Source organism: Bradyrhizobium sp. P5_C11_2, assembly GCF_054049755.1.
Genome location: NZ_JBFULT010000142.1, coordinates 1 through 13868, shown reverse-complemented (window position 1 = coordinate 13868; position 13868 = coordinate 1). Strand labels below are relative to the sequence as shown.

The 13868-nt window shown below is 65.1% G+C and carries 11 protein-coding genes; 8 read left to right on the top strand and 3 right to left on the bottom strand.

Annotated elements, in window-relative coordinates; genetic code table 11:
* Both ACXJL8_RS15960 and ACXJL8_RS15955 read left to right on the top strand, forming a co-directional pair.
* Positions 1-422: NAD-dependent epimerase/dehydratase family protein (locus tag ACXJL8_RS15960; protein ID WP_456685219.1), on the top strand; the 422-nt coding region annotated here is incomplete at its 5' end.
* 222 nt (positions 423-644) lie between these two features.
* Positions 645-986: a hypothetical protein gene (locus ACXJL8_RS15955; RefSeq protein ID WP_456617471.1), complete on the top strand. Its 342-nt coding sequence runs from the start codon at positions 645-647 to the stop codon at positions 984-986.
* Here the strand turns inward: ACXJL8_RS15955 and ACXJL8_RS15950 are convergent.
* Entirely contained in the window at positions 960-5075 is a 4116-nt protein-coding gene (locus ACXJL8_RS15950; RefSeq protein ID WP_456685218.1) for a bifunctional diguanylate cyclase/phosphodiesterase, read from the bottom strand. The genes ACXJL8_RS15955 and ACXJL8_RS15950 overlap by 27 nt on opposite strands.
* 310 nt (positions 5076-5385) lie before the next feature.
* Here ACXJL8_RS15950 and ACXJL8_RS15945 point away from each other — a divergent pair, with 310 nt between their 5' ends.
* From ACXJL8_RS15945 to ACXJL8_RS15935, 3 genes are read left to right on the top strand one after another with little or no spacing between them, the layout of a single operon-like run.
* Positions 5386-6438 (top strand): Ldh family oxidoreductase, encoded by a 1053-nt coding sequence (locus tag ACXJL8_RS15945; RefSeq protein WP_456685217.1) that lies wholly within the window; start codon positions 5386-5388, stop codon positions 6436-6438.
* 21 nt (positions 6439-6459) lie between these two features.
* A complete protein-coding gene (locus tag ACXJL8_RS15940) occupies positions 6460-7827 on the top strand; it encodes an LLM class flavin-dependent oxidoreductase (protein ID WP_456685216.1) in 1368 nt (455 codons plus the stop codon).
* 15 nt (positions 7828-7842) lie between these two features.
* Entirely contained in the window at positions 7843-8628 is a 786-nt protein-coding gene (locus ACXJL8_RS15935; RefSeq protein ID WP_456617467.1) for a fumarylacetoacetate hydrolase family protein, read from the top strand.
* Between the two features lies 1 nt (position 8629).
* Here ACXJL8_RS15935 and ACXJL8_RS15930 read toward each other — a convergent pair whose 3' ends face one another.
* Entirely contained in the window at positions 8630-9550 is a 921-nt protein-coding gene (locus ACXJL8_RS15930) for a LysR family transcriptional regulator (RefSeq protein ID WP_456617466.1), read from the bottom strand.
* Between the two features lie 61 nt (positions 9551-9611).
* On the opposite strand from ACXJL8_RS15930, the gene ACXJL8_RS15925 reads away from it, so the two are divergent.
* Positions 9612-10082, top strand: a complete 471-nt coding sequence (locus ACXJL8_RS15925) for a hypothetical protein (RefSeq protein ID WP_456617465.1) — start codon at positions 9612-9614, stop codon at positions 10080-10082.
* 72 nt (positions 10083-10154) lie between these two features.
* Positions 10155-10658: a hypothetical protein gene (locus tag ACXJL8_RS15920; RefSeq protein WP_456617464.1), complete on the top strand. Its 504-nt coding sequence runs from the start codon at positions 10155-10157 to the stop codon at positions 10656-10658.
* A gap of 248 nt (positions 10659-10906) precedes the next feature.
* Here the strand turns inward: ACXJL8_RS15920 and ACXJL8_RS15915 are convergent, their stop codons facing one another.
* Positions 10907-11362: an Lrp/AsnC family transcriptional regulator gene (locus tag ACXJL8_RS15915; protein WP_456617463.1), complete on the bottom strand. Its 456-nt coding sequence runs from the start codon at positions 11360-11362 to the stop codon at positions 10907-10909.
* Positions 11363-11515: 153 nt separating this feature from the next.
* Here ACXJL8_RS15915 and ACXJL8_RS15910 point away from each other — a divergent pair.
* Positions 11516-13868 (top strand): indolepyruvate ferredoxin oxidoreductase family protein (locus ACXJL8_RS15910; RefSeq protein ID WP_456685215.1); only part of this gene is annotated, 2353 nt, incomplete at its 3' end.

The window sequence follows — 13868 nt, the reverse complement described above, 5'->3', positions numbered from 1 at the left end:
ATCTCATTCCGCGCGCCATGATGGCCTTGCAGGGGCACGTCGACTTTGCGGTATTCGGCGACGACTATGACACGCCCGATGGCACCGCGATCCGCGACTACATCCATGTCACCGACCTCGCCGCGGCCCATGTCGCGGCGCTGAAACTGCTGGAACAGGGCCATGCCGGCGGCAGCTTCAATCTCGGCACCGGTTCCGGCTTTTCCGTGCGCGAGATCCTGACCGCCATCAGGCGGGAGACGGGGCGCGAGGTGCCTCACACCATCAAGCCGCGCCGCGCGGGCGATCCCACCTATCTGGTCGCCGACCCCTCCGCCGCGCGAAAAGTGCTGAACTTCGCGCCGCAGCACTCCGACCTGCCCACCGTGATCCGCACCGCCTGGGCCTGGCACCAGAAGGCGCATCCGCTTAGGTCGCGCTAGACAGCCGTATTGCGCCTTGCAGGCCAGGCCCCCGAGCGGCTAAAGAGACTATCACAGCCGGCGGCGGCAACTTTCCCGACCGCCGCATGTTGTTGTATGGCCGCCGACGGAAGCGGCACACGTGGCTCAGCCAGCAGTGCGGGCCGATTTTTCACAGCGAAGGCCACCATCGAGTCCGCGCATCGGCCTGCTTTCAGGCGCGGCCCAAGGAGCACGGAACGAATGCATCAGGCCGCAAGCCTGCAATTCGAGCGCGTGATGGACGAGCTCGTCCTCTGGCACGCCGTGCCGGAGGACGAACGATCGCCAGCGCCGGCCTGGTGGTGGGGACCGGCGATGGCGGTGTTCGACGCGCACGAGCCGATGCGACACGCCTGGTGTTGTGAGCTCGGCCTGGGCGACGACTCGAGCTTTGCCGAAGGTGCGCAGGTCCTTCTCACGCTGTTCGCCGAGCAAACCTCCCTTCCCTGGCCGGATGATTTTCCGCGCAAGACGGAGATCAAGGCGGACGACGTCCGCGAGCTGCACCCGCAGCCGTCAGACGACGGCGCGTTTCAGCCGTGACGCCACCGCATCGGCCGCGGCCAGGTCCGGCTCCGGCTGGAGCGGCGGCGCGACGGGCAGGAGCATCGGCCGCAGCAGCTCGGCCATCTGCCGCGCCGCCACGGGCTTGGAGATCAGGAAACCCTGCATCTCATCGCAACCATGGGTGCGCAGGAACGCCTCCTGCTCCGCGTTCTCGACGCCTTCGGCGACCACGGTCATGCCGAGCGCCTTGCCCATGCTGATGATCGCCTGCGCGATCGCCTGGTCTTCCGAATCCTGCGGCAGGTCGCGCACGAAGGAGCGGTCGATCTTGATGGTGTCGATCGGGAAATGCTTCATCAGCGACATCGACGAATAGCCGGTGCCGAAGTCGTCGATGGCGAGGCGAATGCCGCGGCTCTGGATGGCGTCGAGCACCTTCAGGGCGCGCCCGACGTTACGCATCATCATGCTCTCGGTGACCTCGAGCTGGAGCAGCACCGGCGACATGCCGGAGGCCGCAAGCGCCTCGTCGACGTCCTGCAACAGATGCTCGTCGGCAAACTGCCGCGGCGACAGGTTCACCGCCATCGACACCGGCAGCAGGCCGCGGCGCTGCCAGGCCATGGCCTGCGCGCAGGCCTCCCTCACCACCCAGCGGCCGATCGGCACGATCAGTCCGGTCTCCTCGGCGAGTGGAATGAACTGCGCCGGCGAGATGCTGCCGAGATCGGGATGCGTCCAGCGCAACAGCGCCTCGACGCCGGTGATCTGGCCGGTCTCCATGTCCACCTTGGGCTGATAGTTCAGCGACAACTGCTCGCGCTCCAGCGCCCGGCGCAGCGCGCTCTCGAGCGACAGCCGTTCGATCGACTGCGTCTTCACCTCCTTGGAGAAGAAGCGGTAGCCGTTCTTGCCGTCTTCCTTGGCGAGATACATCGCCATGTCGGCGTTCTTCGTCAGCGTCTGCGCGTCGGCCCCGTTGGCCGGATACATCGCGATGCCGATCGAGGCCGTGGTGTGGCATTCGTGGCCGGCGAGCTCCATGGGCTGGCCGAGCGCCGCCAGCAGGTCGGTTGCGATCCGCTGCACGTCGTCGATCTCGCCGCACTGGTCGAGGATCACCACGAATTCGTCGCCACCGAGCCGCGCCACCACGTCGCTTGCGCGCAGCGCGTTGCGCAGGCGGTCGGCGACCTCGAGCAGGAGCAGGTCGCCCGCCTCGTGGCCGAGCGAATCGTTGATGACCTTGAAGCGGTCGAGATCGATGAACAGCACCGCAAAACGATGGTCCAGGCGCTGCGCCGCGTCGATCGCCTCGCGCAGCAGCCCGTTGAAGGTCTCGCGGTTCGGCAGGTTGGTCAGGCTGTCGTGCGAGGCGAGGTACTCGATCCGCTCGTCCGCCTTGTTCTTCTCGTCGGCGCGATCGAAATTCTCCATCGCGAAGGAGACGTTGTCGGCGAGACGCTGCAACAGCTCGACGAACTCATCGGTGAAGGTGTCCTGTTCGGTCGACATGTAGATCATGACGCCGACGGGCTTGTCGTGCGCGATCAGCGGCAGCGCCGCGCCGGAGCGCGCGCCGTCGCCTTGCAGGACGGTATGGAACGCGCTCACACGACTGTCATTGACATAGTCGTTGCTGACACAGGGCTGCCTGGTGCGAAACGCCGTGCCGCTCATCCCGCGGCCTTCGGGTCGGTCGGCGTCGATGGAGAGACGGACGTTCCTTGTGGTCTCGGCGGATGGCCCCGCGGCCGCGACGATCTCGAGCTGATCGCTGTCGGCCCTAGCGAGCGCGATGGTCGTCGAGGTGAACTTGCCGCCATTGGACGCAGCCTGACACACCAGATCGAACAGCTCGGCGCGTGACTTCGCCCGCATGATCGCTTCGTTGGTGGCGCTCAGCGCCGCGAACATGCGCGTCAGGCGCTCTTTCTGCGCCTCGGTTCGGGAGCGTTCCTCGGCCCGATCGAAATTGTCGAGCGCAAAAGAGACGTTCTCCGCGAGGCGCCCCAGCAACTGGATGAGGTCAGGCGTGAACGTGCCTTCGTCCGGCGAAAGGAACAGAAGGATGCCGACGGCATCGGTGCCGTTTTTCAGCAGCGGGAAGCAGCCGCCGGATTTCGTCCCTTGATCCCGCGCGATTCGACGCCAGTGCGTCGCGCGAACGTCCGTGAGGAGCTCGTTCGCAACGCAAGGCGCCTTGGTGCGAAATGCAGTTCCGGCGAGCCCCCGTCCTTCGGGCTCGTCGGCGGACGTCGCGAACTGCCAGTTCTCGACGTGACTGCGGCATGCGCCCTTGGTGACGGCGATATCGAGATGGCGCCCCGTCGGGTCGACCATGGCGATGGTTGCGGACGTGAACGTGCCGCCGAGCACCGCCGCCTCGCAAACCGCTTCGAACAGTTCGGCACGCGTCTTCACGCGCATGATCGCTTCGTTGGTCGCGCTCAACGCTTCGAGCATGCCCCGAAGACGATTGCGCTGCATCTCTGCTTTCGCTTTTTCGTCCGAGCGATCGAAATTTTCAAGCGCGAACGCGACATTGGCCTGGAGGCGTTGCAGCAGCTCGACGAATTCTGGCGTGAACGCGCCGCGTTCCGGCGAGTTGAAGAGGAATACCCCTTCGACGCGCTTGCCGTTGAACAGCGGCAGCGCCGCGGAGGATCCGATGCCGTTACGGCGAGCGTTGGCCTGCCAGGGCTTGATCCGCTCGTCGGACAGAACGTCGTTGCTGACCGAGGGCTGGCGCGTGCGGAACGCGGTGCCGGTCAGTCCGCGCCCTTCGGGCACGTGGTCGGAGGTGGAGAACTTGAAGGTGCGAACCTGATCCGCGTTCGGCCCATAGCAGGCGACCACGCGCAGCAGCTCGGCATGATGGTCGACGAGCGCGATGGTGACCGAGGTGAACTTGGCGCCCTTCGCCGTCGCCTCGCAGACCAGATCGAACAGCTCGGCCCGCGACCGCGCCCGCAAGATCGCCTCGTTGGTGGCGCTCAGCGCCGCATACATGCGGGCGATGCGTTCTTCTTCCGCGGCGATCCTGGTCTTGTCGGCCTCACGGTCGAAATTCTCGATCGCGAACGAGACGTTCTCCGCCATGCGCAGCAGCAGCGCGACGACCTCCTCGTCCTTGGCCCACGACCTGCTGACGAAGGCCAACAGCACGCCGACGCTTTCGCCGTGCTTGATCAGCGGCGCGACCACGCAGGCGGCGACACCGGTGTTGACGTTGGCCTGCTCCCACGGCGTTCCCCGGGTCCGGCTGGCGAGATCTTCCTCGACGATGGCTTTCTGCGTCCGGAACACCTCGCCGGAGATGCCCTTGCCGTAGGGGTTTTCCGGATCGATCGAATAGCGCGCCTGGGTGACAAGCTCCAGATTCTGTCCCGTGGAGGCGACCGGCCTCATCCAGTGCGAATCAGGTTCGCGGAGCAGGACGATGGTCGCCAGCGACTTGCCGCTATGGACGGAGGCGTCGCACACGAGCTGGTAGAGCTCCTGCTCGGTCTTGGCGCGGAGAATGGCCTCGTTGGTGGCGCTGATGGCGCCGAACATGCGGTTGAGCCGCCGCGTCGCCCGCTCGCTGGTCTGCCGCGCGGTCTCGCGCGCGAAATTGTCCAGCGCGTAGGTGATGTTGGCCGACATGCGTTCGAACAGCGACACCATCTGCTCGTTCAGCGAGCCGGGCTCGCTGCGCGTCACGTACAGCACGCCGACGCTCTGTCCATTGCACAACAGCGGCAGCGCCGCCGCCGCACCGATATTGGCGCCGGCGGCGCCCTCGCGCCACGCCAGCGAGCGCGGATCGTTCAGATAATCGTTGCTGACGCAGAGCTTGCGGGTGCGAAACGCCTCCCCGCCGACGCCGGATCCTTCCGGCGTCCCGGCCTCCGTGGTGATCATGATCGCGCGCAGCCGGGCAACGTCGTCGCCGCAGCCGGCCGCAAACCGCAGCCGTCGGCCGTCCGGCTCGGCCAGGAACACGGCGACCGCCATGAAGTCCCCGCTCGAAAACCCGGCGTCGCAGACCTTCTGGTACAGCTCGTCCGGCGATTTCGCGTACAGGATCGCTTCGTTGATGGCGCTCAACGCTGCAAAGGTGCGCGCGAGGGTCGTCTGCACGATCTCAACTCCCGGGCATTTCTGCCTAATTCTCCCGGGTGCTTTATGAACGGCCATCGCCTAAGTGGTCGTTATTGCGCGCCGCAAACCGTCGATCAAAGTGAACGAGCAGCGAATGAGCGGCCCAAAACTGTCCGGAATCCCGCCGCACGGGATGGCAGGTTCGACGAAAGGCGCGTTCGCTTTACGAATTTGCAGCCCTGTATTGGTTTACGGGAGATTGATATCGCACCTGTGCTTTGAGACGATGGCACCCAACAACCAGCGCCCGCCAAGAGCGATGACAAGGGCGATGACCTGAGGAAACGCCATGCCGATCGTCACGGCCGACCGCCTCACGCGCATCAGCGCCGCGCTGCTCCGCGCCGCCGGGGCCTCCGAGGAAGAGGCCGACGCCGTCGCGACCGGCTGCGTCAACRCCAACCTCGCCGGCCACGATTCCCACGGCGTGATTGCTGTTCCAACCTATATCGACCGCATCAAGGCCGGACACATCGTTCCTGGCGCGAAATGGACCATCGTCCAGGAATCACCGACCACGACCGTGATCGACGGCCATTGGGGTTTCGGCTTCCACGTCAACGCCAGGGCCATGGCGCTGACGATCGAGAAGGCGAAGACGGCGAACGTCGCCGCCTGCACCGTGTTTCGCCAGAGCCATGTCGGCCGCCTCGCCGCCTACCCGTTGATGGCGATGCGCGAAGGCATGATCGGCATTGCCACCGCCGATTCCGGCCGCTCCCCGAAACACGTGGCGCCGTTCGGCGGCAAGGAGGCGCGGCTCGGCACCAACCCGATCTCGATCGCGGTACCGTCCGACCTCGACGCGCCGTTCTATCTGGACATGGCGACCTCGGCGGTCGCGGCCGGCAAGATCCAGCTCGCGGTCGCCCGCGGCGAGGCGATTCCCAACGGCTGGATCATTGATGCCGAGGGGCGGCACACCACCGACCCGACCCAATACCGCAAGGGCGGCGCGCTGCTGCCGCTCGGCGGCACCGAGGGCTACAAGGGCAGCGGTCTCGCCGCCATGGTCGAGGTGCTCTGCGGCCTGCTCACCGGTCTCGGCTTCGGCGTCGAGCCGACCGGCCGGCACAATGATGGATGCTTCATGGCGGTGTTCAATGTCGCCGCATTCCGCCCGCTGCAGGAATTCAAGCGCGAGGTCGGCGAGTTCGCGCGCTATCTCAAATCGACGCCGCCGTCCGAAGGCAGCAAGGGCGTGTTCTATCCCGGCGAGATCGAGGGTCTGCGCGAGCAGCAGCGCCTGCGCGATGGCATCGAGATCGAGGACGCGACCTGGGAGAAGCTGCGCGCGCTGGCGCGCGAGTACAGGCTCGACACGGTGCTCGATCTGGCCTGACGGAATTTGGAGAACAGCAGCATGACGCGGCAGATGATACTGGTCGGCTTCCTCCAAGCGCAGAACTGCACCAATCTGCCGAGCTCCTGGCGACATCCGGACTCGCGCGCGGATTCGATGTCGGCGGACTACTACCAGGAGATCGCAAGAATCCTCGAAGCCRGCAAATTCCACATGGCGTTCTTCGACGACCGCCTGGCGATGCCGGACCGCTATGGCAACGACCACGCCCACACCGTGGAATACGGCATCCGCTGCGTGAAGATGGATCCGCTGATCGTGCTGACCACGATGGGCCTGGTCACCGACAAGCTCGGGTTGGGGGCGACCTGCTCGACCACCTATTACGAACCTTTCGACGTCGCCCGCCGCTTCGCCACGCTCGACCTGATGTCGGGCGGTCGTGCCGGCTGGAACGTCGTCACCTCGCTCAATGACGGCGAGGCGCTCAACATGGGCAAGGACTCCCATCCCGAGCACGACTCCCGCTACGACCGCGCCGACGAGTTCATGGAGGTCGTGCTCGGCCATTGGGACACCTGGGAGGACGGCGCGCTCATCATGGACAAGCAGAGCGGCCGCTTCGCCGATCCATCCAAGGTGAAGCGGCTCGACCACAAGGGTCCGACCTTCAAGTCGCGCGGACCATTCACGGTGCCGCGCTCGGACCAGGGCCATCCCGTGATCATCCAGGCCGGCGCGTCGGGCCGCGGCCAGCGCTTTGCCGGCCGATGGGGCGAGGTGATCTTCACTGCGGCCCGCAATCTCGCAAGCGCCAAGGAAGGCTATGCGGCCGTGCGCAACGAGGCCGCCAAGGCCGGCCGCGATCCGGACCAGATGTTCCTCTGCAACCTGACGACGCCGGTCTGCGCTGCGACCAGGTCTGAGGCCGAAGACAAGATGGCGCTGATCAACAAGCTTCCGCTCCAGATCGACGCGCTGTCGCTGCTGGCCGAAGCCCTCAACTACGATTTCGGCTCCAAGGATCTCGACGCGCCGCTGACGACGGAAGAGCTGAAGAGCATGCAGGGCATCCTCGGCATCCGCGACGGCGTGCTGAAGAATTCAGGCAAGAGCAACCCGAGCGCGCGCGACTTCGTCACCTTCTCCGGCCGTGGCCAGGTTCAGGACGCGATGGTCGGCGGCCCCAGGGAGATCGCGGACAGGCTGGAGGAAATGTTCGTCGAGCGCGGCTGCGACGGCTTCGTCATCGCCGCGACCTATGTGCCCGGCTCCTATGCCGATTTCGTCCGCCACGTCGTGCCGGAATTGCAGCGCCGCGGCTTGTTCCAGAAGGACTATCGCGGCAAGACGCTGCGAGAAAATCTCGGGCTGAAGCGGCCGGCCGCCGGCGCCTGGAAGGTGAAGCCGCGCGATGCTGCCGAATAACAACGAGGACACCACATGCGCTGGCTGAAATTCACCGCCTTGGACAAGACCTCCTGGGGGATCGTTGAAGGCGACAGGGTCATCGCAGTCGACGGCGATCCCTTCGGCGAATGGCAGCGCACCTCACGCACGCATCCGCTTAGCGACGTCAAGATCGAGCTGCCGCTGATCCCGCGCACCTTCTATTGCGTCGGCTTGAACTATCTGAAGCATTTGAAGGAGGCGGCGGACAAGCGCGGCGAGGTGCCGGCTGTCCCTGATAGACCCGAGATCGGCTATCGCGCCCAGAACGCGCTGATCGCGCATGACGAGGACGTCGTGATCCCGTCCTTTGCGACGGACAAGATCCACTACGAAGGCGAGCTCGTCGTCGTCATCGGCAAGAAGGTGAAGCATCTCACCACGCAGAATGCGATGGATTGCGTGTTCGGCTACACCATCGGCAACGACGTCAGCGAGCGCAGCTGGCAGAAAGCCGATCGCAGCCTGTGGCGCTCGAAGAACGCCGACACGTTCAAGCCGATGGGCCCGTGGATCGAGACCGAGGCCGATCTCGCGAAAATGGAGACCGTCGTCCGGGTCAACGGCAACGAGACCAACCGCTTCCACACCAACGACATGATCTTTGGCGTGGTGCCGTTCCTGGTCGAGTTGACCAAGTACTTTACGTTGTGGCCGGGCGACGTGATCTGGATGGGCACGGACGGCGCCTCGCCGGACATCAAGCATGGCGACGTCGTCGAGATCGACATCACCGGCATCGGCACGCTGCGGAACCGGTTTGTGCGGCAGGGACGTTAGATCAGATGGTGGCGCCTGAGCGGCCCTTCACATGGTCGATGAAGGCCCGCAGCTTCGGCATGATCTGCCGGTGGCCGGGATAGTACAGAAACACACCTGGCGTCATCGGCGCGAATTCCTCCAGCACCTGGACGAGCTTTCCCGTCGCCATGGCGCCGGTGGCCAGCGGTGCAGGCACTTGCGCAAGACCCACACCTTCGATGGCGGCGCCGAGCATCGTCGGAAAGTCATTGGCGATGAAAGGCCCCGAAACGACGATCTCGATCGAACGACCGCTGTCGTCGAGCGACCATGATGCGAGCGCGCCGTTCGATCGTCGCAATCTCAAGCATGCGTGCTCGCGCAGATCGTCCGGCCGTTCGGGCCGGCCGCGGCTGGCGAGGTAAGCCGGGCTGCCGACGATAATGAGGGGTAGCGGCTTCGTCAGGCGCACCGCGACCATATCGGGGGCGATGAACTGGCCCAACCTGATGCCGGCATCAAAACTTTCGGCTGCGAGGTCGACCAGCTCTTCGCTTGCGGCAAGCTCCACCTCAATCTCGGGAAACGCCCGGCAGAACGACGCGATCAGCGGCTCCAGCAGGATCGGCACGACCGAGCGCGGTACGGTGAGACGCAGGAGCCCGGCCGGTCGTTGTCCGAGCTCGCGCGCCGCACCGCTTGCGGCGACGAGCTCCTCGAAGGCAGGTCTTGCGCGCGCAAGGAATCTTTCGCCGGCTTCGGTCAAACCGACGCTGCGGGTCGTGCGGATGAAGAGTGCGGCGCCGACGCGCGCCTCGAGCGCGCGTACGGCCTGACTGATGGCCGACGGCGTCACCCCGAGTTCAGCGGCCGCTCGGCGGAAACTGCGGTGGTGGGCGACGCTCAGGAACGCCTCCACGCCATCGAGCGCGCCGTGCCTGACTGTGAAGTTCTGCTTCATAGCCCATCAACATTATCGCGAATAGTAACTCGCGGAAAGCGGTCTTAAATCCGAACTGCAAATGAGCCCGCACCGCCTGTGCGCCGACATTTGCAACATCGGGGCGGCCGCCGTGACCGGAGACATCAAGTCGATGAAGACAATCCGCAACGTCGTCCTGGCACTTACCCTCTCACTGACAGGTGCTGCTTCCATGGCCGATCCTTCATTTGCCCAATCACAGACCGCGTCGCCGACAACCGGGGTCATGGTCATCCTGACCGTCAAGGCGGGCGTTACCCGCGAACAGGTCATGGCCGTCATGCCCGACGAGATCAGGCAGACGGTTCAGCTCTATCTCAACGGAACGGTTCGCGAATGGTATTCGCGAGCCGATGGGCGCGGAGCCGTGTTCCTGCTGAATGTCACGGATGCTGCTGAGGGACACGCGATCATGGATGGCCTGCCGCTCGCCAGGCAAAAGCTCGTGGACCACGAATACATCGCAGTCGGTCCGCTCATGCCGCTCCGCCTGCTCATGACCAAACCCTGAGCGCCGGCCGACGTCGTACCGACTGGCTTCGACCTCACCCGACCGGACAGGTCGTCACAAGGGAATCCGAACGTGCCGCCAAACTTCAACCTTCCGTTCGTGCTGAGCGTCGCCGGCGCTTTCCTGACAAGCGCGGTGGTGGCTGCTATCTACGTCTGGCCGGTACTCCGCGCCATGCCGCGCTATGAGGCCCTGAGACTTCTCGCTGCCTTCCATGCGTTCAGGTTCYTGGGCATGAATTTCATGGTGACGGGATTCGTATCAGCGGAGTTGAGCCCGACTTTCGCCGCCGAGGTCGGATGGGGGGATCTCATTGCCGCCTCTCTCGCGCTCGCGTCAATCGCAGCACTCTCCTGGCGATGGTCGATCGCAATTCCGGTGGTCTGGACGTTCAACGTCTGGGGCACGCTGGATCTCTTGAATGCGTACTACATGGGCGTGACGAAAATCCAGGATCCCGGCCTGTTCGGCGCCGGCATTTATATTCCAGCCCTCTACGTGCCGCTGCTGCTCGTCAGCCATGTTCTTGTTTTCATGATTCTATTGAGGGCCGGATCAGAAGAAAAAGCGGCCTGACGCGGCGAGAGGATTGTCATCCGCCGGCCGCGATGTCGTGCGTCCACTGCAACCGGCCTCTCATGAAGGAACGCAGATGAACAGCGATGCTGCTTCCGTTGCCGCCCCGGCCCAGCCTCCCATCCGGCTCGGCTTGATGTGGACCGTTCTATTCACGATCCTGTGGACCTGGCGGCATCGGACAGCACCGAGGAATACGGTTGCTTCATCGCTATCCGCTCGCGGAGACGAGAGCAATTGAAGCCGTCTCAAAACGGCAGCGCCACGCTGGTCTTGATCTCCTTCAACACCACGTTGCTGCGGACGTAGCGGATGCCGGGAATGCGGAACATGAATTCGTCGAGAAACCTGTTGTAGGCCGCCATGTCCTGCACGACGACGCGCAAATGATAATCGGCGTCGCCCGTGGTCGCAAAACACTCCAGCACTTCGCGCCGCGTGGTCACCCGCGCGACGAACTCGTCGACGAATTTGGCATCGTGCCGCTCCAGCGAGACGTGGAGGATGGCGGACATCGCAAAGCCCGCCTGCTCGCGCGCGACCAGCGCCGCATAGCCCTGGATGACACCGGTGTCCTCGAGTGCGCGCACCCGCCGCCAGCAGGCCGAGGTCGACATGCCGACCTCCTCGGCCAGCTGCTGGTTGGTGGCGCGGCCGTCGTTCTGGAGATGAGCGAGAATCCGTGCGTCCTGGTCTTCGATCATGGGAGCTCTCCAATCGGTGAACTCTACCGAAATTCGTGCATATTTGCAAAAATCTACCGGAATACCGGTTAAATCAGGGTGATCAGGTAAGACTTACCAGCCTCGCGGGCATAACCTTCTCCTTGTCGGCAGGGATGCCGCGCGAGGCCCGCCATGGACGCCATTCCGTCACTCGACACCTACGACCTCTCCGACCGCTACGACCGCGAGGAGGGCCGCGTCTTCCTCACGGGCACGCAGGCGATCGTCCGCATCGCGCTCGACCAGGCGCGGCGCGACCGCGCCGCGGGGCTCAACACCGCCGGCTTCATCTCCGGCTACCGCGGCTCGCCGCTCGGCGGAATCGATATCGAGCTCTGGCGCATCACGGAGCGGCTGAAGCGGGACCGCATCGAATTTCTCCCGGCCGTGAACGAAGACCTCGCCGCGACTGCGGTGCTCGGCTCGCAGCAGGTCGAGACCCAGGCCGACCGCGAGGTCGATGGCGTGTTCGGGCTCTGGTACGGCAAGGGCCCCGGCGTCGACCGCTCCGGCGATGCGCTCAAGCACGGCAATGCCTACGGCTCCTCGCCGCATGGCGGCGTGCTGGTGGTCGCCGGCGACGATCATGGCTGCGTGTCCTCCTCGATGCCGCACCAGTCCGACGTCGCCTTCATGAGCTGGTTCATGCCGACGCTGCATCCGGCCGACGTCGGCGAATATCTCGCCTTCGGTGAATATGGCTACGCGCTGAGCCGTTTCTCCGGCATGTGGGTCGGCTTCAAGGCGATCTCGGAGATCGTGGAGTCCGGCGCATCCGTCGCGCTGCGCCCGCCGCGCGCCTTCCGCACGCCGGACTTCACGCCGCCGCCGGGCGGACTGCATTATCGCTGGCCCGATCTGCCGGGGCCGCAGATCGAGGAGCGGCTGGAGGCGAAGAAGCATGCCGTTTACGCCTTCGCAAAGGCCAATCCGATCGACCGCCACATCTACGACATTGCCAATGCCACCTACGGCATCGTCACCACCGGCAAGGCGCATCTTGATCTGATGGAGGCGCTGCGGCTGATGGGGCTGGACGAAGCCGCGTGCCGCAGCATCGGCATCGACATCTACAAGATCGGCATGGTCTGGCCGCTGGCGCTGCATGACGCCATGGACTTCGTGAAGGGCAAGCGCGAGATTTTGGTGGTCGAGGAGAAGCGCGGCATCATCGAGAGCCAGTTCAAGGAATATTTCTATGACTATCCGGGCGCGAAGCCCGAGCGCATGGTCGGCAAGCACGACGAGCGAGGGGCGCGGCTGATCTCCTGGATCGGCGAATTGTCGCCGCGCGCGCTGGCTTCCGTGCTGGCGCGCCGGCTCGATCCGATGTTTCCGGGCCTCAATCTGGCCGCGCGCGCGGCCGCCCTGTTGCCGGAGGCCGAGCGCACGATCAATGTCAGCGGTGCCACCCGCACGCCCTATTTCTGCTCCGGCTGCCCGCACAACACGTCCACGAAAGTGCCGGAGGGTTCAAAAGCGCTGGCCGGCATTGGCTGCCACTTCATGGCGAGCTGGATGGACCGCGAGACCTCGTCGCTGATCCAGATGGGCGGCGAAGGCGTCAACTGGGCGGCCTCGTCGAGATTCACCGGCCACAAGCACGTGTTCCAGAATCTCGGCGAAGGCACCTACTACCATTCGGGCTCGATGGCGATCCGGCAGGCCATCGCCGCCAAGGCCAACATCACCTACAAGATCCTGTTCAACGACGCGGTGGCCATGACCGGCGGCCAGCCGGTCGACGGCCCCATCAGCGTACATGCGATTGCGCACAGCGTGCGCGCCGAAGGCGTGGCCCGCATCGCGCTGGTGTCGGACGATCCCTCGCAGTTTGCGCCGGCAGACTTGCCCATCGGCGTGAGCATTCATCCGCGCGAGGAGATGGACGCCGTGCAGCGCGAGCTGCGCGACGTGTCAGGCGTCTCCGTGCTGATCTATCAGCAGACCTGCGCCACCGAGAAGCGGCGGCGGCGCAAGCGCGGGCAGATGGCCGACCCCAAGCGCTTCGCCTATATCAACGATCTCGTTTGCGAAGGCTGCGGCGACTGCTCGGTCGAGTCCAATTGCCTGAGCGTCGAGCCGAAGGAGACGCCGTTCGGCCGCAAGCGGCAGATCAATCTGTCGTCCTGCAACAAGGATTTCTCCTGCCTCAACGGCTTCTGCCCGAGCTTCGTCACCGTCGAAGGCGCCACGCGCCGGGCGAAGACGGCGAGCCGGATCGACGCCGCCGGCCGCGCGGCCACCCTGCCCCTCCCCAGCTCCGCCACACGCGACCGTCCGTACGATTTGCTGGTGACCGGGGTCGGCGGCACCGGCGTCATCACAGTCGGCGCGTTGATCGGCATGGCCGCGCACCTCGAACGCCGCGGCGTCTCGGTGCTGGACTTCACCGGCTTCGCGCAGAAATTCGGTCCCGTGCTGAGCTATATCCGCCTCGCTGCCAGCCCGGAAGCGCTGCACCAGGTGCGGATCGACCAGGGCG